The organism is Phenylobacterium sp. RIFCSPHIGHO2_01_FULL_69_31 (assembly GCF_001824475.1).
In the GTDB taxonomy this organism is placed as follows: Bacteria; Pseudomonadota; Alphaproteobacteria; order Caulobacterales; family Caulobacteraceae; genus Phenylobacterium.
The window spans coordinates 110,836-128,676 of record NZ_MHXN01000037.1 but is presented as its reverse complement, the minus strand read 5'-3'; the positions used below and the strand labels follow the sequence as shown (position 1 = coordinate 128,676).

19 protein-coding genes are annotated in these 17,841 nt (G+C 70.7%); 10 read left to right on the top strand and 9 right to left on the bottom strand.

The window, feature by feature from the left end:
* Positions 1–62: 62 nt before the first annotated feature.
* On the top strand, positions 63–2,324 hold the full coding sequence (gene parC, locus A2790_RS20135; RefSeq protein WP_293395558.1) for a DNA topoisomerase IV subunit A: 2,262 nt from the start codon (positions 63–65) through the stop codon (positions 2,322–2,324).
* An 84-nt stretch (positions 2,325–2,408) separates the two neighbouring features.
* Here the strand turns inward: parC and A2790_RS20130 are convergent, their stop codons facing one another.
* Positions 2,409–3,095, bottom strand: a complete 687-nt coding sequence (locus A2790_RS20130) for a PEPxxWA-CTERM sorting domain-containing protein (protein WP_293395555.1) — start codon at positions 3,093–3,095, stop codon at positions 2,409–2,411.
* Positions 3,096–3,406: 311 nt separating this feature from the next.
* On the opposite strand from A2790_RS20130, the gene A2790_RS20125 reads away from it, so the two are divergent.
* The 3 genes from A2790_RS20125 to A2790_RS20115 all read left to right on the top strand — a co-directional run bounded on the left by A2790_RS20125 (position 3,407) and on the right by A2790_RS20115 (position 5,698).
* Entirely contained in the window at positions 3,407–4,207 is an 801-nt protein-coding gene (locus A2790_RS20125; RefSeq protein WP_293395552.1) for a PEPxxWA-CTERM sorting domain-containing protein, read from the top strand.
* 113 nt (positions 4,208–4,320) lie between these two features.
* A complete protein-coding gene (locus A2790_RS20120) occupies positions 4,321–4,911 on the top strand; it encodes a hypothetical protein (RefSeq protein WP_293395549.1) in 591 nt (196 codons plus the stop codon).
* 133 nt (positions 4,912–5,044) lie between these two features.
* Positions 5,045–5,698, top strand: a complete 654-nt coding sequence (locus A2790_RS20115; protein ID WP_293395546.1) for a PEPxxWA-CTERM sorting domain-containing protein — start codon at positions 5,045–5,047, stop codon at positions 5,696–5,698.
* Here A2790_RS20115 and A2790_RS20110 read toward each other — a convergent pair whose 3' ends face one another.
* From A2790_RS20110 to A2790_RS20100, 3 genes are all read right to left on the bottom strand, one after another.
* Positions 5,699–6,661, bottom strand: a complete 963-nt coding sequence (locus tag A2790_RS20110) for an HWE histidine kinase domain-containing protein (protein ID WP_293395543.1) — start codon at positions 6,659–6,661, stop codon at positions 5,699–5,701.
* Positions 6,662–6,847: 186 nt separating this feature from the next.
* Positions 6,848–7,126 carry a hypothetical protein gene (locus tag A2790_RS20105; RefSeq protein WP_293395540.1) on the bottom strand — a complete coding sequence of 93 codons (279 nt, stop codon included), beginning with the start codon at positions 7,124–7,126 and terminating at the stop codon, positions 6,848–6,850.
* Positions 7,127–7,128: 2 nt separating this feature from the next.
* Positions 7,129–7,329 carry a hypothetical protein gene (locus A2790_RS20100; protein ID WP_293395537.1) on the bottom strand — a complete coding sequence of 67 codons (201 nt, stop codon included), beginning with the start codon at positions 7,327–7,329 and terminating at the stop codon, positions 7,129–7,131.
* A gap of 232 nt (positions 7,330–7,561) precedes the next feature.
* Here A2790_RS20100 and A2790_RS20095 point away from each other — a divergent pair, with 232 nt between their 5' ends.
* The 4 genes from A2790_RS20095 to A2790_RS20080 all read left to right on the top strand — a co-directional run bounded on the left by A2790_RS20095 (position 7,562) and on the right by A2790_RS20080 (position 9,884).
* Complete coding sequence (locus A2790_RS20095) at positions 7,562–7,771, top strand: cold-shock protein (RefSeq protein WP_068873882.1); 210 nt, start codon at positions 7,562–7,564, stop codon at positions 7,769–7,771.
* Between the two features lie 46 nt (positions 7,772–7,817).
* Entirely contained in the window at positions 7,818–8,102 is a 285-nt protein-coding gene (locus tag A2790_RS20090) for a hypothetical protein (protein ID WP_293395532.1), read from the top strand.
* A 98-nt stretch (positions 8,103–8,200) separates the two neighbouring features.
* Positions 8,201–8,539 carry a hypothetical protein gene (locus tag A2790_RS20085; RefSeq protein WP_293395529.1) on the top strand — a complete coding sequence of 113 codons (339 nt, stop codon included), beginning with the start codon at positions 8,201–8,203 and terminating at the stop codon, positions 8,537–8,539.
* An 88-nt stretch (positions 8,540–8,627) separates the two neighbouring features.
* Positions 8,628–9,884 carry a serine hydrolase gene (locus A2790_RS20080; protein ID WP_293395526.1) on the top strand — a complete coding sequence of 419 codons (1,257 nt, stop codon included), beginning with the start codon at positions 8,628–8,630 and terminating at the stop codon, positions 9,882–9,884.
* Here A2790_RS20080 and A2790_RS20075 read toward each other — a convergent pair.
* From A2790_RS20075 to A2790_RS20065, 3 genes are all read right to left on the bottom strand, one after another.
* A complete protein-coding gene (locus A2790_RS20075) occupies positions 9,881–10,555 on the bottom strand; it encodes a hypothetical protein (protein WP_293395524.1) in 675 nt (224 codons plus the stop codon). The two genes, A2790_RS20080 and A2790_RS20075, sit on opposite strands and share 4 nt — an antisense overlap.
* Positions 10,556–10,653: 98 nt before the next feature.
* Positions 10,654–11,964 carry an aminotransferase class V-fold PLP-dependent enzyme gene (locus tag A2790_RS20070; protein WP_293395521.1) on the bottom strand — a complete coding sequence of 437 codons (1,311 nt, stop codon included), beginning with the start codon at positions 11,962–11,964 and terminating at the stop codon, positions 10,654–10,656.
* Between the two features lie 155 nt (positions 11,965–12,119).
* On the bottom strand, positions 12,120–12,611 hold the full coding sequence (locus A2790_RS20065) for an NAD(P)H-dependent oxidoreductase (protein WP_293395518.1): 492 nt from the start codon (positions 12,609–12,611) through the stop codon (positions 12,120–12,122).
* 103 nt (positions 12,612–12,714) lie between these two features.
* On the opposite strand from A2790_RS20065, the gene A2790_RS20060 reads away from it, so the two are divergent.
* Positions 12,715–14,076, top strand: a complete 1,362-nt coding sequence (locus tag A2790_RS20060; RefSeq protein WP_293395515.1) for a serine hydrolase domain-containing protein — start codon at positions 12,715–12,717, stop codon at positions 14,074–14,076.
* Positions 14,077–14,179: 103 nt separating this feature from the next.
* A complete protein-coding gene (locus tag A2790_RS20055) occupies positions 14,180–15,001 on the top strand; it encodes a hypothetical protein (protein ID WP_293395512.1) in 822 nt (273 codons plus the stop codon).
* Here the strand turns inward: A2790_RS20055 and A2790_RS20050 are convergent.
* Both A2790_RS20050 and A2790_RS20045 read right to left on the bottom strand, forming a co-directional pair.
* Complete coding sequence (locus A2790_RS20050) at positions 14,956–16,305, bottom strand: amidohydrolase family protein (RefSeq protein WP_293395510.1); 1,350 nt, start codon at positions 16,303–16,305, stop codon at positions 14,956–14,958. The genes A2790_RS20055 and A2790_RS20050 overlap by 46 nt on opposite strands.
* Positions 16,302–17,747: an amidohydrolase gene (locus A2790_RS20045; protein WP_293395508.1), complete on the bottom strand. Its 1,446-nt coding sequence runs from the start codon at positions 17,745–17,747 to the stop codon at positions 16,302–16,304. Before A2790_RS20045 ends, A2790_RS20050 begins: the two co-directional genes overlap by 4 nt.
* Positions 17,748–17,841 lie beyond the last annotated feature (94 nt).

The window sequence follows — 17,841 nt, the reverse complement described above, 5'->3', positions numbered from 1 at the left end:
CCCCCGAGGGGGGAGGAACTGGTATGCCCTGACCCGAACCTTCTGTACCGACTGCGATTCCCATGACCGTCATCACTGCCCCTCCCGGTCCCGGCGACGGCGACCGCATCATCGACGAGCCGCTCAGCGAGGCCCTGTCGCGCCGCTACCTGGCCTATGCGTTGAGCGTCATCACCGACCGGGCCCTGCCGGACGTGCGCGATGGCCTGAAGCCCGTGCAGCGCCGCGTGCTCTACGCCATGCGCGAGATGCGGCTGAACCCCGATGCGGCGGCCCGCAAGTGCGCCAAGGTGGTCGGCGAGGTGATGGGCGGCTATCACCCGCACGGCGACCAGTCGATCTACGACACCCTGGTCCGCATGGCCCAGTCCTTCGCCCAGCGCTATCCCCAGGTCGACGGCCAGGGCAACTTCGGCAACATCGACGGCGATAACGCCGCGGCCATGCGCTACACCGAGGCCAAGCTGACGGTGGCCGCCACGCTCTTGCTGGACGGGATCGAGGAAGACGCCGTCGACTTCAAGCCCACCTACGACGGCTCCGACGACGAGCCGGTGGTGCTGCCCGCCGGCTTCCCCAACCTGCTCGCCAACGGCTCCACCGGCATCGCCGTGGGCATGGCCACCTCCATCCCGCCGCACAACGCCGGCGAGCTGATCGACGCCTGCCTCCTGCTGCTGGACCAGCCGGACGCCTCCACCGAGGCCCTGATGACCCACGTCCAGGGGCCGGACTTCCCCACCGGCGGCGTCATCGTCGAGCCGCGCCAGGCCCTGCAGACCGTCTACGAGACCGGCCGTGGCGGCGTCCGCGTCCGCGCCCGCTGGGCCAAGGAGGACCTCGGCAAGGGTACGTACCAGATCGTCATCACCGAGATCCCCTACCAGGTGCGGAAGGCCGAGCTGATCGAACAGCTCGCCGGCCTGATCGACGCCAAGAAGGCCCCGCTCCTGGGCGACGTGCGCGACGAGAGCGCCGAGGACGTCCGCGTCGTTCTCGAACCCAAGAGCAGAAACGTAGAACCAGAGGTCCTGATGGAGAGCCTGTTCAAGCTCTCCGACCTCGAGACCCGCTTCAGCGTCAACCTGAACGTCCTGGACGCCCGCGGCACCCCCGGCGTCATGAGCCTGAAGCAGGCCCTGCGCGCCTTCCTCGACCACCGGCGCGAGGTGCTGGTCCGCCGGGCCCGCCACCGCCTGGCCAAGATCGAGGCGCGGCTGCACATCCTCGACGGCCTGATGATCGCCTACCTCAACCTCGACGAGGTGATCCGGATCGTCCGCTACGAGGACAAGCCCAAGGACAAGCTGATCGAGACGTTCGCGCTCTCGGAGATCCAGGCCGACGCCATCCTCAACACCCGCCTGCGCCAGCTGGCCCGGCTGGAGGAGATGGAGATCCGTAGAGAGCACGCCGAACTGGCCGAGGAGCGCGACGGCATCCAGGCCATGCTGGCCTCCGACAAGGCCCAGTGGAAGCTGGTGGGGCAGGGGCTCAAGGACACCAAGGCCCAGCTCGCCGACCTCAACGTGCGCCGCTCCACCTTCGCCGAGGCGCCCCAGATCGACACCGAGGCGGCCCTGGAAGCCATGATCGTGCGCGAGCCGATCACCATCATCCTCTCCGAACGCGGCTGGATCCGCGCCGCCAAGGGCCGGGTCGAGGACCCCTCGGAGCTGAAGTTCAAGGAGGGCGACAAGCTCCAGTTCCTGGTCCCCGCCGAGACCACCGACAAGCTGCTGATCTTCGCCAGCGACGGCCGCTTCTTCACCCTAGGCTGCGACAAGCTCCCCGGCGCCCGCGGCCACGGCGAGCCCCTGCGCCTGATGATCGACCTCGACGACAAGGTCGGCCTCATCGACGTCTTCCCGCACAAGCCGGGCACGAAGCGCATCCTCGCCTCGAAGCAGGGCTATGGCTTCATCCTGCCGGAGGAGGAGGCCATCGCCTTCCGCCGCGCGGGCAAGCAGGTCCTCAACGCCGGCGATCCCAGCAAGAAGGGGGAGGGCGCCGCCGTCTGCCTCCCGCTCGGAAACGCCGACCACCTCGCCGTCATCGGCGACAACGGCAAGCTGCTGGTCTTCCCCACCGCCGAACTGCCCGAGATGCCCCGGGGCAAGGGCGTGAAGCTGCAAAGCTACCGCGAAGGCGGCCTCCGCGACGCCGCCGCCTTCAGCGAACCCGAAGGCATGACCACGGTGGACCCGAGCGGCCGCACGCGCGCCTGGCCCGAATGGCGCGACTGGCTCGGCCGGAGAGCCGGCGCCGGCAAACTCGCCCCCAAGGGCTTCCCCGCCACCAAGCGCTTCCGGCCCAAGCCCTAAGGGAGCCGCGGCGTCCGCTCCTCCCCCGTGCAACGGGGGAGGGGGACCGCGAAGCGGTGGAGGGGGCTTCAGCCCCCAGCACCCTCAAACCAATGCCGCCCCCCGCCGCGCCCGCAGGCTCGCGCCCGCCAGCCCGAAGCCCATGATCATCAGCGCCCAGGTCCCCGGCTCCGGCACGATCCCCACCGCCCGGGTGGAGATCGCCCCCACCGAGTCGATGTCCGCGCCCACCGACCCGCCGCTCTGCGCGCCCTCGTTCGCCACGTCGATCAGCCGCACGAACGAAAAGGCCGCCGACGTCCCGTACCCGAACGCGTCGATGTCGATCCCGCGCGTACTGCCCGTCACCGCGCCTACCGAGATCCAGGTGATCCCGTCGACCGAGACGTCCACCGTGGTGTCCTCCACGTCCGGCCCGATCTCGAAGATCCACAGGTCGTCCGCGTCGCTGTCCGAGCCGGTCAGCACATTGTTGGTGAACTGCAGCACCAGCGCCCCGCCCACGCCCAGCGAGACGAAGTCGCAGGCCGCCGTCGTGGCGCAGGAATTGGCCCCGCTATAGTCCGGCGCCCCCAGCGCGTTGAACGCGCCCTGGAAGCCGGCGCTGGGCGAGGCGCCGTCCAGCCCCGGCTGGTACGAGACCACCGCGTCGGCGAACGAGCTGATCCCGCCCGGAAAATCCACCCCGCCGAAGTCCTCGGCCTGCGCCCCGCCGCCCAGCGCAACCGCGCACGCGCCGCCCAGCAGCGCGCCCATCCAACGCCTCGTCATGACCGTTCCTCCTGAACCGGCCCGCGCACGAGCCGCCCCTCGCCCCCGCACCCCGCGAAGGCTTTGCTATGGGAAACTGGAGAGCAGCGTTCGTTGTTCCGCGTTATCTCGTGATCTTGAGTCCGCGCCGCTCGCCCTGTTCACCGCGGCATGACCATCGACGAGTCCGGCAACACCGCCAGGGGCCGCGTTCGGCCCTACCGCGCGATGTTCTTTCAGACTTCCTCCGGCACCCCCAATCGGGGGATGTCACCGCTGGCCCCGCCTGCAATCTCGACGTCTTGGTAACTACAACTGTCGAGAGTTTAGTGATGCAGACGTTTGGAATCCTGCTGTGCGGATTGGCTGGATCGGTGGCGCTGGGAGCAGCGACGGCCGCGAGCGCTGGCGTGTTGGTCGCCGCGGGCGACGAATGGACGTTGAGCGACTACGCCTATGGCGCGCCCTACCAGACCGGGACGACGGCCTTCGTTCAGGATCTGGCCACGACGTTCGGGGGATCGAACTACCTGCTGCTCACCGGCAACGGGAATGTACCGACCGGGCAACTGACCCAACTTACCTCACAGCTCACGTCGCTGGGCAAGACCGTGGAGACTTCGGCGACTTTCAGCCTCGCCATCGCCAGTGGTTACGATGCTGTGTTCCACTTCGGGCAGGGACTGACGAGCGGCCAGTTCGCCGACCTCGACGCCTACGTCTCGGCCGGAGGCGACGCCTACGTATCGCTCGGCGGAGGTTGGTACGGCGACGCGGCTAGTGAAGCGGCGGCTTGGAATCCCTTCTTCGCCGACTACGGCTTGGTGGCGGGGTCCACATGGTTCACTGGCGCGGGCTTCGTGGACGCAACGGTAACCCAAGGGCCGGCGGGGGCCACGAACCTCATCTGGGGCTATGGCCAGTCCATCGACCGACTCCCCGACGGCAACGGCGTGTCCTATGTGCGTGGCAGCTTCGCCGGCGGTCCACAGGACGTCGGCCTGGTCGGGTCCAGCCAGCCGCTGGGGGTCGCCGGCGTGCCCGAACCCGGGACCTGGGCGCTGATGATCATGGGGTTCGGGACGGTCGGCGCCCTGATGCGTCGTCGCCGCACTACGTGGGTCGCGGTTTGACCGGCGAGCGGTGGGTGGTGGCGGGGCTAAACCGCTTTCGCTGAGTCCCCAAACGTCCGCTTCTGACGCACCGTCATGTTCCACTCCCGCACATGTCCGAGGCCGAGGCCCCTATGTCCCGCGAGGAGCAGATCCTGGAACGGCTCGCCGAGCTGGACCTGGCGCTGGCCGAGCGGGTGCACGCCAAGGCGATGGCGGCGGAGGACGCCGGCGAGATCGACCGCTTGGGGCGCACCTACCAGCGGATCGCCCGCTCGGTGCGCCAGAGCCTGATGGCCAAGGCGAGGGTCGCCCGCGAGCGCGAGGCCGCCGCCCGGCGCGAGAGCCTCGGCCGGCTGGAGGCCGGGCTGGGCCGCCGCGGCTTCTACGACGTCTTCGACGACGACCCGCCGCCCACCGTTCACGGCCCGGACACCCGCGATCGGATCGACGAGGTCTGCCGGGCGGCACGGCCCTATGTGGAGCGCGAGCGGCCGGACTTCGACGAAGCCGACGAGGCCCAAATCCACGGCCTGGCGCGGGAGCTCGCCGAATACGACGACTTCCTGGAGGTGTCGGTGGCCGAGTCGGTCGACCGGATCCTGGAGATCCTCGGCTATCCGGAGGTCGCCGTCGCCGAGGCAGCCCAAGCGGGCCAGTCGGACGCGGGCGGGTCCGCCCCGCCGGTCCCGCCACCCGAACCTCCCGCCCACGATTCCGCCTGACCGGCGCACATCGCAAGCCAATGTTCGCGGAACGGGCAATCTCGAATTGACCTGCGCGCATCCTGTCGTTCAACTGGCGGGAGAGCGGCGGGCCGACGTGGGGTTGAGCTTGGCTGTGGGCGGAGGGACTTTCATGTTCAAGGCGATGGTGACCGGCCTGGCCCTGGCGGCCGGCCTGGCGGGCGCAGCGTGGGCCGAGGGGCCGCTGTCGGTGACGACGCCGTTCGATCTCGGCGTCTCGCCGACCGATCCGTTCAAGGCCGACCTCGCCACCCTGGGCGTCACGTCCGAGCTGGGCGGGCCCACCCTGGTCAGCGTCTATCAGCCGGCGAAGCTCACCTTCCGCCTGCTGGAATCCAACACCGGCCGGGCGGGGCTCCAGATCACCACCCTGGTGGTCGACGGGGTGGACTACGACTTCGGGCTGCAGGACTTCACCGCGCCGGGCCTGCTGCTGGGGAGCCAGACGTTCTCCGGCGACTTCACCAGCCTGGTGGGCTTCCGCGACGCCAGCATGCCCGCCGATGTGGACCCGGTGCCCTGGCCCGACGCCTTCCAGGTCTATATCCGCGGCGCCGACGTGGGGAACCTGAGCGGCATCGGCCCCTTCATCGGCAACTTCGACACCCTCTATTTCAGCATCGCCGGCGTGGCGCTGTTCGAGGTCTCGGCCGCCGTGGTGCCCGAGCCGGCGACCTGGGCCCTGATGATCGGCGGCTTTGGCCTCGCCGGGGCGCGGCTGCGGCGGGGCAGGGCGCTCAGGCCCGCGCCGGCCGCGGCGGGCTGATCACAGGTCGAACGCCGCCCGCCACAGTGCGCCGTCCGGGCCGAGGTCCAGCCGGGCCTGGGCGTTGGGCTGGGCGGCGAGGGCCCGGGTGAGCAGGCGCGCGCCGAAGCCCTGCCGGCCGCCGGGCGCCGGCGTGGGCCCGCCGGCCTCGCGCCATTCCACCTCCAGCCGCCGGCGCCCGGCGGTCTCCTCCACGCGCCACGCCAGGCGCACCGCGCCGGCCTCGCCGGAGAGGGCGCCGTGCTTGACGGCGTTGGTGGCCAGTTCGTGCAGGCACAGGGTCAGCGCCACCGCCGCCTCGGGCGAGACGGGCGCCGGCCCGCCGTCGAGGGTCAGCCGGCCGGGCGCGGTGGGGCGGAACGGCGCCAGCGCCCGCTCGGCCACCGTCTGCAGCGTCACCTCGCGCCAGCCGGCGTCCACCAGCACGTCGTGCGCGTCGGCCAGGGCAGCGAGCCGGGCGGCGAAGTGGCGCCGCGCCGCCTCGGTGTCGGTTGCGCCGCGAAAGGTCTGGTCGGCCAGGGACTGGACCACGGCCAGGGTGTTCTTCACCCGGTGGTGCAGCTCCAGCTTCAGCAGCCGCTCGCTCTCCCGCGCCGCCACCTCCCGCGCCAGCGCCGCTCGGAGCAGCGTCACGATCCAGATCACGAACCCGCTGCACGCCACGAAGAACAGCAGGCTCAGCACGCTGCGGCGCAGCGCCGCCGGGTGTCCGGTGGCGGTCATCATGAAGGCGCCGCCGACGCTCAGCAGCGCCGCGCAGGCCACGCCCGAGGCGATGCCGCCGAAGACGCTCGCCACCAGAACGCCGAGGACGAAGGCGGCGAAGGGCGCGCCCATGCCGATGTAGGGCGAAAGCGCCAGGCGGAACCCCAGCGCCAGCCCGGCCACGGCCAGGCCCAGCGCTATCCGCGCCGCCATGCCACGCGGCTGCCGCGCGATCCGCCGCACCAGGAAATCCGTCACGCGAGCTCTCCCAGAGCCGCGCCCTGGCGCAGCCTCCTTGGCGCCCATTCTAGGCGAGCCGGCGGATTGCGCACCCCCGCGAGAGGTCGCGGGCGACCATCGCCCCAGACGGTGCGACGGACGAACAACTTTGACCGCGGCGAGCGCGGTGTGATGGGATGCGTCGGTTCGCCGTCCGGAGGCGGCTTAGGTGGCCGCGCCGTTGCGGTCGAGGATGCTCTCGGGCACGCCGCCCTTTTCGACCCGCACGCCCAGGAACCGCATCACGCCATTGGCGTAGCTGATGTCGGTGACCGGGGTGGCGGGGTCGCGGGTCAGCAGGCTGACGTCGCGCAGGGTCAGGCGCAGGACCATGTCCTCTGCCGCCACGCCGTCGGCCACCGCCGACTGGATCATGGCGCGGAACCGACCGTCCGGCGAGGAGCCGGGCTTGGTGGAGATGGTGGAGGGGAGGGGCTTGGCCATGGTCACGCGGCGCCGTAGCCGAGTTCGCCCTGGATCCGCACCTGGCACGGCTTGCCGCCGTCCAGCATCTGGCGGGCGTGGCGGTTGGCGGCCGCCTTGGCGACCTCTTTGTCCGGGGAGTGGCCGAAGCTTTCGCCGTCCAGTTCGACGCGCCAAACGCCTTCGAACCGGGAGACGGTCAGGACCGCCCTGTCAGGTACCATTCGCATAGCGCACACTAGCATAATCCCGGCCGGCCGGTAGAAATTTGACAATAATTCTTGCCAGAGGGGAAAAGTGCGCGCATTCCTATCTGGTCAAATCTCGGCTTGGCTCGTCCGGCATCCGCGACGAAATCCAGTATTTCGGCCCCGGTATTCGTCATCGACCCTCAACGAAATTTTGATCTCAAAGCCCGTCCGGGCGCGAGAATTCATGTCCGGAAAGGGACGATCAATGCAAACCGGTACTGTGAAGTGGTTCAACGCCACCAAGGGCTTCGGCTTCATCCAGCCTGACGAAGGCGGCGCGGACGTGTTCGTGCACATCTCGGCCGTCGAGCGCGCGGGCCTCGGCTCGCTGAACGAAGGCCAGAAGGTCAGCTTCGAACTCGAGCGCGACAAGCGTTCCGGCAAGATGTCGGCCGGCCAGCTGCAGGCGGCCTGAGCTTGAATTGCAACGGCCTTCCGGCCCCGGCGGGGAGGCCGTCTGCATGCCTATGATCAAGAAGAAGCTGCCCGTGTTCGAGGGCGACGGCCAGGTCCGCTTCCTGGGCCACGACGTGCCGACCCGCTACGCGATCGAGGGCGATCCCGCCCGGTTGCGCCAGGGCCCGCTCCGCCTCCGCGGCGGCCTCACCCTCACGCCCGACCTCGCCGCCAGCGCCTTCCGCGCCGGCGAGGGGGTGCTGACCCTCGACAGCGGCCTACAGCTGCGCGTGGTCATGATGGGCCACAGCGAGGGCGGCGCCGAGGTGTTCGTCGAACTCCGCGTCTAGCCGGCTTCGTTCAGCTACATGACCGCTGCCTGAACGGCTGGCCCCGGCCCCGTTCAGCCGCCGGCGCCTAGGGTCTCCTCAACGTGAAGGAGACCGTGATGAGGAAGATCATCCTGGGCGTCGCCGCCGCAGCCGCCGCCACTTTGGCCGCCGGCGCGGCCATGGCCCAGCCCTATGGCTACGAGCACCGCGGCTACGACTATCGCGGCGGCTACGACCGCGACTACCGCTACGACGGCCAGCGCCGCTACCGCGACAGCGACCGGGACGGCATCTCCGACCGCGCCGAGTGGAACCGCGACCGCGACCGTGACGGCCGCCTCGACCAGTACGACCGCTACGACAACCGCCGCGACTACCGCGGCCGCCACCACTATCGCGGCGACGGCTACCGCTACGACCGGCCCGACTACCGCTACGACTATCGCCGCTACTAGGCGGACCCTGCGTCCCCGCCCGGCCTGGGCGGGGGCCTTCGGCGCACAAAGTTTGACGCGGCCCCGGGCCCCGTGTTGCGGTGTGACCATGTCCGACACCGTCCAAGCCGCCCCGACCGCCGCCTCGACCGATCCCGCCGCGCTCGGCGTGATGCAGGGCTTCCCGCCGCCGCCCGAGCGCACGGTGCGCCTGGCCGACACCACCAGCTGGCGCTTCCCCAACACCCGCTGGAGCTTCAGCCACCAGCGCGAGCTGGCCCCTTCCGCCGCGATCCGGCGCGGGCCCTCGGCGCCTGCGGCTCTGCCGTACGCCCTGCGCGACGACCTCGACGCCGTGCCGTTCGTGACCCAGGACGGCCAGCCCATGACCTGGGGCCAGTCGGTGGACGTGAACTTCACCGATGGCCTCGTGGTCCTGCACCGGGGCCAGGTGGTCTACGAGACCTACCGGGGCGCGCTGCAGCCGCATGTCCCGCACCTGGCCATGTCGGTGACCAAGTCGTTCGCCGGCCTGCTGGCCGCCATGCAGGTTCACGACGGCGCGCTGGATCCGGCGGCGCCGGTCACCGCCTATGTGCCGGAGCTGGCCGGAACCGCCTTCGCCGACGCCACGGTGCGCCACGTCATGGATATGACCACCGGCGTCCGCTACCGCGAGGATTACGTCGATCCGGACGCCGAGGTGCGCTTCTACGGCGTCGCCGCCGGGTTCTCGCCGGCCCCCAAGGGCTACGCCGGCCCGACCACCATCTTCGACTTCCTGAAGACCCTGAAGAAGGAGGGCGAGCACGGCCAGGCGTTCGCCTACAAGACCTGCAACACCGAGGTGCTGGGCTGGATCGTCCAGCGCGTGGCGGGCCAGGCCTTCGCCGAGCTGCTGTCCGAGCGGATCTGGCAGAAGCTGGGCGCGGAGGAGGACGGCTACGTCATGGTCGACGCCGTCGGCTTCGCGCTGTGCGGCGCGGGACTGAACGTCACCACCCGCGACCTCGCCCGGTTCGGCGAGATGATGCGCCTGGGCGGCGCCTTCAACGGCCAGCGGATCGTGCCCGAGGCGGTGGTGGCCGACATCGCCGGCGGCGCCCGCAAGGCGGACTTCGCCAAGGCTGGCTACGTCACCCTGCCGGGCTGGAGCTACCGGAACCAGTGGTGGGTCAGCCACAACCGCTTCGGCGCCTACAGCGCCCGCGGCATCCATGGCCAGGTCTGCTACGTGGCGCCGGGCGCGGAGATGGTGATCGCGCGCTTCGCCTCGCACCCGACCGCCGCCAACGGGAATGGCCCGCTGGACCGGGTTTCGCTGCCGGCCTACGAGGCCCTCGCCGAGCACCTGACGCGCAGCTAGCGGGCCTGGGCCTCCAGGTCGGCGATGCGCTGGGCATAGCGGTCGGCCAGCTCCAGGCGGTCCTGGATGTTGGCGCTGGCGCTCAGCCACGCGGCCTGACTGCTGTCGATGGCGTAGGGGTCGCGGCTGCCGGCCTTCGCCCGCTCCAGCGCCGCCTTCAGCCGCCGGTCTTCGATGGCCAGGCTGGGATAGCCGCAGACCAGCCGCTGATGGGCGGTGGGCAGGTCGAGGCAGGGATTGCGCGACCGCTTGGCGGCTGGCGCGGCCGACGTCTCGACCACGGCGGGCGGCGGCGCGGCCGGCTCCGCCAGCAGCTGCGTCGGCGCCTCCTCGGGCAGGGCGGCGGTGGTGAGCGCCACGGCGATCCGGGGCGGCGCATCGGCGGCGTTGTTGAGGGCGACCGCCTGCGGGCGCACCTGGACGGGGGTGTCGAGCGTCAGGCCCCAGGCCAGGACCCCGCCGATCACCGCCGCGAGGCTCGCCACCGCGACGGCCATCCCGCTGCGCCGGCGTACGGCGGGAGCAGGCGCCGGCGTCGCGATGGCCGCCTGCAGCGGCCCAACCCCGCCCATGCGTCCCGGCCGGGCCGCCAGCTCAGCCTCGAGCTGGCGCACCAGACTGTCCTGCCCGCGGGCGCGCGCAGCCTCCAGCAGCCGCCGCAGCTCGGGCATGCTCAACGCCGCTAACTGAATCCCCAACATAACGACCGCTCGCCTCCCCAAAGCGCGGCTCAACCCCGCGGGGAGGTTAACACGGCCCGGCTGCGCCGTCAGGCCATCGCGCGAACGGCTTTCAGCGCGAAGTCCACTTCGTCGGGCGTGTTGCGGATCGACGGCGTCAGGCGGACCAGGGGACGGGCGTAGGGCGCCACCGAGCCCAGGATCTTCCACTCCCGCAGCTTGGCCACCGTTTGCGCCGGCGTCATGCCCGCCACCTCGAACGAAACGATGCCCGCCGACAGCTCCCGCGACCGCGGCGTGGCCAGGGTCACGTGGGGCATGGCGGCCAGGCCCGTCTTGAGCTGGTCGGCCAGTTCCGCCGTCCGGTCGGCCACCTGCTTGCGGCCCACCCAGTCGTGGATGACGAAGGCGTCCGACAGGGCCCAGACGTGCTCGAACGCCTTGAAGCCACCAGGCGTCAGGCGCGCGCCGGTGCAGTCGGTCGCGGGCGTGCCGCTGATCCAGTCGGAATAGGCGTCGCTCGCCAGGAAGGTCGGGATGGTGGGCGCCAAGGCGGACCACCCGGCCTTGGTTCCGATCACGACACCCGTGCCGCGCGGCCCGAAGATCCACTTGTGGCAGCCGGCGAAGAACAGGTCGCAGCCCAGCTCCGGCAGCCCGACGTCCTGGTTGCCGAACCCATGGACGCCGTCGACCGCCAGGATGATCCGATCGGCCTCGGCTCGCCCCGCGTTGAGGCGGGCGATCTCGTGGCTGATGGCCGGGATCGGCATCTTGAGGCCGGTGGACGACAGCACCCAGGTCAGGGCGACGACGCGGGTGTTTGGCTTGATCTCGCGGACGACGGCCTGGGCCAGGCCACCAGCGCCGGCCTTGGCCGGGTCGGGGAGCCGGATGCGGCGAACGCTGGCGCCGTTTCGCATCGACGCCAGCCGCAGCGACTCGTGGGTGACGTAATAGTCCCGGTCGGTGGTCAGCACCTCCTGGCCGGGCCGCAGCTTCAGGCCGTTGTAGACAAGCCCGGCGCCCATGGTCGTGGAGTCGGTAAGCGCCACATCCGTGGCCAGCGCGCCGAAGTACCGGCCGACCCGCTCGCGCGCCACGTTCTGCAGGCGGCGGTTGTTCTGCTCCAGGTATTCGATCGGCGTCTCATCCAGGGCGTCGCGGTGGCGGGCGATCGCCTCGCGCACGGCCTTGGGGTGGGCGGCGATGAGCATGGCCGACATGTCGACCCGGTCGGACTTCAGCCCGAACTGGGCGCGCACCCGGGCCCAGTCATTGGCTTCAAAGGCGCGCTGCGGCGCGGGCGCCTGGGCCGTGGCCGGGCCTGCCGCGACGGCGCTGCCGGCCGCGAGGGCCACGCCGCCCGCCTTCAGGAATTCCCGCCGCCCGATCTGCATTGCCCAGCCTCCACGCAAGTAAACGACCTCTGCGGAACGGCGTTCCGCCCGCGGGCCGTAGCTACGAGGCTTGACCGTGGCGGGATGCGCCCTCGGCGATGAATGCGGCGGCTGCTGCGACGAACGCGGCCACGGTCGCGTGCGCTCACCCAGGGCTAGAACACCCCCAGGGCCAGGCCGACGGCGAGGCCGGCGCCCAGATCGACGCAGGTCTTCACATCGGCGGCGCTCAGCGTCTTCTCGGCTGCGATGGCCTCGGGCGTCTGGGCGTGCGTACCTATGATCAGCGGCTCGGCGATAGGTTTCAGCCGCCAGCCGGTGCAGATCCCGCCCATCTGCCGCGCCGCACCGGTTCCGTCGCTGCCGGCGGCGATCATCGCCGCGTAGGGGCGGCCGTTCAGCCGCCCCAGGACGGGATAGTAGTTGCGGTCGAAGAACTCCTTCATCGCCCCCGACATGGCGGCGAGGTTCTCCGGGCAGGCGAAGAGATAACCGTCGGCCGAGAGCAGATCATCCGCCTGGGCCTCGGACGCCTCCAGCCGTCGCACCTCGATCTCGGGCTCGGCGTCGGCTCCGCGCGCGGCGGCCTCGGCCATCGCCCGTGCGGCGCCGGTCCGCGAGTGCCAGACGATGAGGAGTCGCTTCATGGGCCTCAGGCTAGCGGATTGCCGGTCTGAAACGCACGCGCGCTTGCGCCGTCGCCGACGGAACCTAAGCTTGCGCCAACAACTGTTCGGGAGGGGACCCGCCATGCTTCGCATCACCAAACGCCTGGCCGTCGGCTTGGCGGCTGTCTCGCTGGCGCTCGCGCCGGCAAGCGTGGGCCACGCCCAGTCGGCCAAGCGGGCCACCGCGGCGTCGGCGAAGGCGACGGGCCTTTCGATGGCGTCCAGCCCCGAGGCCCTGGGGTTCGATAGCGCGCGCCTCGCCAAGCTCGACGCCTACATGGCCGGCGTAGTGGCGCAGGGCCGGGTTCCAGGCATGACCACGCTGCTTGCTCGCCACGGCAAGATTGTCAGTTACAAGACCTACGGGAAGAAGAGCCTGGCCACCGGCGCGCCGATGACCGAGGACACGATCTTCCGCATCTATTCGATGACCAAGCCGATCACCGGCGTGGCGCTGATGATCCTGTTCGAGGAAGGCCGCTGGCGGCTGGACGACCCGGTCACTCGCTACATCCCGGAGTTCAAGACCCTGCGGGTGGTCAAGGCAGTCAATCCCGACGGCACGATGGTGCTGGAGGACATGAAACGGCCCCCGACGATGCGGGAGATCATGAGCCACACGGCGGGCTTCGGCTACGGTCTGCAGGATGAGCATCCCGTCGACAAGCTGTACCGCGAGAAGCAGGTCCTGGGCGCCAGCGGCCTCAAAGACATGATCGACCGGACCGCGCAGATCCCGCTGGTTTTCCAGCCGGGAACGTCGTGGCGCTACTCGTCGTCCGTCGACATCCAGGGCTACATCGTCGAGCGGCTTACCGGCGAGACGCTAGGCCAGTTCATGGCGGAGCGGATCTTCAAGCCGCTGAAGATGAACGACACGGCCTTCTACGTCCCGGCCGACAAGGCCGGCCGCCTTGCCGCGCTCTACGTCGCCAACCGCGAGACCGGCCGGATCGAAGAAGCCAAGTCCATCTTCGGCAACGACGCGCCGACCTATCTCTCGCCGCCGAACATGGAGTCCGGCGGCGGCGGTCTGGTCGGCACGACCATGGACTACGCCCGCTTCGCCCAGATGATCGCCAACAAGGGCGTCCTCGATGGCGTCCGCATCCTGTCGCCCGCGTCGGTCGAGCTTATGGGGACGAACGTGATCTCCAAGGACGCCCTGGTCGCCTCGAACGGCAACGGCGTGAGCCGCTTCAATGAGGCGGTCGGTTTCGGCTTGGACTTCATGGTGGTCAAGAACGCCCGGGAAGCCGGCACCCTCGAGGGCGACGGCACGATCAGCTGGGGCGGCGCCGCCGGAACCTGGTTCTGGGTCGACCCTGAAAACGACCTGATCTTCGTCGGCATGATCCAGCGGCTGGGCGGCTCGGGCGGGGATGACCTGGGCGCCATGTCCCGGACCTTGGTTTACCAGGCGCTGGTCGACCCGTCCAAATAGTCGACCCGGCGAGGCCGCCCGCCGCGGCCGCGCCGCAAGATCCCTCCAGCCTGGCGATCGCCCCGTGTTCCAGTCTCCTGCGCGAGGGCTAGCGGCCTTCGGAGTGGCCTCCCTGGCGGCGGTGGCGATCGGCGCTGGCGTGGCGGCAGCCAGTGGCGTTCCGCCCAGTGTGTGGGTTCGCAACCCTGCAGCCTGGCTGGCGGGCGCGTTGCTGGGCGCGTTTCTTCTGGCCACGGCCGGTCGGCGCACCGCCTTGGGTTTCCTGATCGCAGCACCGGTGGCGCTCGCCGCGACCTTCTTTGGCCCCGGCCAGCTTGGCGTTCACCGCTGGCTCGACCTCGGGCCTTTGCACATCAACGCCGCTCAGATCCTGCTGCCGCCGGTGATCGTGGCCCTCGGCGCGGTAGGCGCGGGGCGGATCCGGCTCGTCGCCGCTGCGGTCCTGATGGCGCTTCTCATCGCGCAGCCGGACGCCTCCCAGGCGACAGCCCTGGGCGCCGCCTTGGTCGCCTTGATCGGTGCGGGAGGGTGGCCGCGGATCCCGCGCACCGCGGCCATGGCGGCCGCCGGCCTCGCCATGGCGGCGGCTTGGCTACGACCCGATCCGCTGCAGCCCGTGGCGGAGGTCGAGGAGATTTTGCAACTGGCCTGGCGGCTGTCGCCGGCTCTCGCGGTCGGCGCCGGCGCGATGCTGCTGCTGGCCCTGACCTCCCTCGCCCTCCTCAGGGCTCCGGCGGCGCGGGCGCTCTGCGCCTACGCTGTGCTGTCGGCGCTGACCGCGCTGGTCGCGCCATTCCCGGTGCCGCTCGTGGGCATGGCGCTGAGTCCCATTCTCGGCCTCTGGCTGGGCGCCGGCATGCTCGCCGCCCAGGCGCGCGGTCAGTACGAATACCCCGGCGGCATCGGGCGGTTCAGATCCAGATAGCGGTCGCGCAGGTCGAGCTGGCGCGAACGCAGGGGCTGGGCCTCGCCGCGGACCAGGATCAGGTGCGGCTTCGACAACGGCTCGAAGGGGTCGCCCGACCAGACCACCAGGTCGGCGTCCTTGCCGGGCTCCAGCGAACCCACGCGGTTCGCCACGCCGAAGATCTTGGCCGGGTTGATCGTCACCGCGGCCAGGGCGCCGCCCTTGGTCATGCCGTTGGCGACGGCGACGCCGGCGTTGTAGCGCATCTCGTGCGCCCGATGCGCGCCGCTGTTGCCCTCGATGGCGACGGTGACCCCGGCGGCCTCCAGACGGGCGGCGTTCTCCATCGTGGCGCCGAGCGTCTCGAAGCTGGTGGGCCGGTTCAGGATCGGGTTCAGGATCACCGGGACACGAGCCGCGGCCAGTTCGGGTGCGACCCGCCAGGCCTCCGCGGCGCCGGTGAGGATCAGCTTGATGTTCTCGTCCCGGGCCAGCTTCAGCACCGCACGGATGTCGGAGGCCTTGTTGGCCACGGCGACCAGCGGCATCTGCCCATTGACCACGGGGATCAGCGCCTCCAGGTCGGCCCGCGACAGCGACAGGTCGCGATAGCCGGCGCGCTCGTAGGCCGCGCGGTTGCGCATGTAGGCCCGCACGTCGGCCAGCGCCTCCTTCAGCAGCACGTACTGCGCGCCCCGGGCGCCGCCCGCCACCTTGGCGCCGGCGTTCCCGAAGGGCGACACCATCGCCACCTTGGGCTTCAGCAGCATGTCGGAGCCGCGGGCGAGCTGGATCACCGCCGCCTGGCCGGCGAAAAGGTGGTGCGCGTGCTCGGACGACGGCGCGCCGGAGGTGGCCTCCGCGCCGCTGTCGTCGTGCTCGCCGGCGCCGCCCTGGCCGCCTTCGGCCCGCGGCGTGACGACGGCGCTGGTGATGCCGCCCAGGCGAGCCACCGGGATCACCACGGAGTCGGGGTTCAGGGCGTACTGCACGTCGAACGCCGCGCCGAGGTCGGGCGTCTTGACATCGATGTCGTCGCCGACGGCCGAGACCTCCACGGCGCCCAGCATGCTGTTCACCGCCACGAAGCCGGGTGTGAGAACACCGCCCTTGGCGTCCACCACCTGCGCGCCCGCGGGTGTGGCGACGCTGGCCCCGACCGCGACGATCTTTCCATCGCGGACCACGACCGTGCCGCTGGGGATCTCGGCGGCGCCGGGGTTGAGGATCCGCGCGTTGACGATGGCCACCGTGGCGGCCTGGGCTTGCGGGGCGGCCACCAGGGCGGTGGCGGCCAGCAGGACGGCGAGGCGGCGGATCATCGGCGGCCCTCCAGGCCCAGTTCGAAGTCGGACCTGGCCTGGAAGCGCGGGTCGTTGCGGTCGTAGGCCAGCCCACCATCGATCCAGACCCGCTGGGCCCGGGCGTACACCGAGAAGGGGTTGCCATCCCACAGCGTGACGTCCGCCCGCTTGCCGGCTTCCAGGGTGCCGGTCTCGGTCAGGATGCCCAGCGCCTTGGCGGGATTGGCGGTAATCCACCGAATGGCCTGGGCCTCGGTGATCTGCAGACCCGCCGCCCGCCCGGCGGCCAGGGCCTCGGCGGCCTCCTGGTTCAGGCGCTGGATCAGGTCCGGGTCGTCCGACTTGATGATCGCGCAGGCGCCGGCGGCGTCCACCAAGGGCACATTGGCCTCGACCGAATCGAAGACCTCGAGCTTGGCGCCCCACCAGTTGGTCCAGGTGGCGGCGCAGATGTCGTTCTTGGCCAGCAGGTCCGCGATCTTGTAGGCCTCCACGGTGTGGTGGAAGGCGGTGATCCGGTAGCCGAACTCCTTCGAGATATCGATCATCTGGGCCATTTCGTCGGCCCGGTAGCAGTGGTTCTGCACCAGGATCTCGCCCTTCAGCACGCCCGCCAGGGTGTCGAGCTGCAGGTCGCGCTTGGGCGGGTCCGCCTTCTCGCCGCGGCCGGCCTTGGCGCGATAGTCGTCCCACTTGCGCATGTAGTCGGCGGCGTTGATCCAGGCGGCGCGGTAGCCCGCCACATTGCCCATGCGGGTGGACGGCGTGCGCTGCTTGCCGCCATAGACCCGCTTGGGGTTCTCGCCGCAGGCCATCTTCAGCGTGTAGGGCGCGCCGGGGAACTTCATGTCCTGGACCGTGCGGGCCGGGATGTTGCGGAGCGTCACGCCGCGGCCGCCGAACAGGTTGGCCGATCCCGGGAGCACCAGGAGCGTGGTGACGCCGCCGGCGCGGGCCAGGTTGAAGCCCGGATCCTGGGGCCACACCGAATGCTCGGCCCAAACCTGGGCGGTGTTGGGATCGATGGCCTCGTTGCCGTCGGAATGGGCCTGGACCTCGGGCGCGGGATAGACGCCGAGGTGGGAGTGGGTGTCGATCAGGCCGGGGGTGATCCATTTGCCGCGAGCGTCCACCGTCTCGTAGCCGGCAGGAACGGCCAGGCCCGCGCCCACGGCGGCGATCCGGCCGTCGCGGATCAGCACGGTCCCGTTGTCGACTTGCGTGCCGGTCCCCGTAAGCACCGTCGCGCCCACCAGAGCCACGGCTTGGCCGGGCAGCGCGCGATAGGTCGAGGGGAATGGATCCTTCGCGGCCGCGGGGTCCAGCCCCTTGGGCAGGGCCGCGGCAGGCTGCGAGGTCGCGGGCCGCTTGTCGGCGGGTGGCTTGGACGCGGTGGTGGCGCACGCGGCGAGGCTTGCGCTGGCGAGGGCCGCAACGGCGGTCCCGATGACTTTGTTCACTGGAGATCCCCGAACAGAAGCCGGGATGGGAGAGGTCGTCGGCTAGCCTGTCAAGCGCCTGCGCCTTGACTTTCCCGCCCCCCCGTGCGCCCTT

What these genes read in the sequence shown, in the direction of transcription:
- A2790_RS20050 (WP_293395510.1), bottom strand. Translation starts at nt 16,305, where the DNA reads ATGATCCGCCGCCTCGCCGTCCTGCTGGCCGCCACCGCCCTGGTGGCC.
- A2790_RS20065 (WP_293395518.1), bottom strand. Translation starts at nt 12,611, where the DNA reads ATGAAGCGACTCCTCATCGTCTGGCACTCGCGGACCGGCGCCGCACGG.
- A2790_RS20105 (WP_293395540.1), bottom strand. Translation starts at nt 7,126, where the DNA reads ATGGCCAAGCCCCTCCCCTCCACCATCTCCACCAAGCCCGGCTCCTCG.
- A2790_RS20120 (WP_293395549.1), top strand. Translation starts at nt 4,321, where the DNA reads ATGTCCCGCGAGGAGCAGATCCTGGAACGGCTCGCCGAGCTGGACCTG.
- A2790_RS20100 (WP_293395537.1), bottom strand. Translation starts at nt 7,329, where the DNA reads ATGGTACCTGACAGGGCGGTCCTGACCGTCTCCCGGTTCGAAGGCGTT.
- parC (WP_293395558.1), top strand. Translation starts at nt 63, where the DNA reads ATGACCGTCATCACTGCCCCTCCCGGTCCCGGCGACGGCGACCGCATC.
- A2790_RS20085 (WP_293395529.1), top strand. Translation starts at nt 8,201, where the DNA reads ATGAGGAAGATCATCCTGGGCGTCGCCGCCGCAGCCGCCGCCACTTTG.
- A2790_RS20075 (WP_293395524.1), bottom strand. Translation starts at nt 10,555, where the DNA reads ATGCCCGAGCTGCGGCGGCTGCTGGAGGCTGCGCGCGCCCGCGGGCAG.
- A2790_RS20130 (WP_293395555.1), bottom strand. Translation starts at nt 3,095, where the DNA reads ATGACGAGGCGTTGGATGGGCGCGCTGCTGGGCGGCGCGTGCGCGGTT.
- A2790_RS20070 (WP_293395521.1), bottom strand. Translation starts at nt 11,964, where the DNA reads ATGCAGATCGGGCGGCGGGAATTCCTGAAGGCGGGCGGCGTGGCCCTC.
- A2790_RS20125 (WP_293395552.1), top strand. Translation starts at nt 3,407, where the DNA reads ATGCAGACGTTTGGAATCCTGCTGTGCGGATTGGCTGGATCGGTGGCG.
- A2790_RS20115 (WP_293395546.1), top strand. Translation starts at nt 5,045, where the DNA reads ATGTTCAAGGCGATGGTGACCGGCCTGGCCCTGGCGGCCGGCCTGGCG.
- A2790_RS20060 (WP_293395515.1), top strand. Translation starts at nt 12,715, where the DNA reads ATGCTTCGCATCACCAAACGCCTGGCCGTCGGCTTGGCGGCTGTCTCG.
- A2790_RS20080 (WP_293395526.1), top strand. Translation starts at nt 8,628, where the DNA reads ATGTCCGACACCGTCCAAGCCGCCCCGACCGCCGCCTCGACCGATCCC.
- A2790_RS20090 (WP_293395532.1), top strand. Translation starts at nt 7,818, where the DNA reads ATGCCTATGATCAAGAAGAAGCTGCCCGTGTTCGAGGGCGACGGCCAG.
- A2790_RS20095 (WP_068873882.1), top strand. Translation starts at nt 7,562, where the DNA reads ATGCAAACCGGTACTGTGAAGTGGTTCAACGCCACCAAGGGCTTCGGC.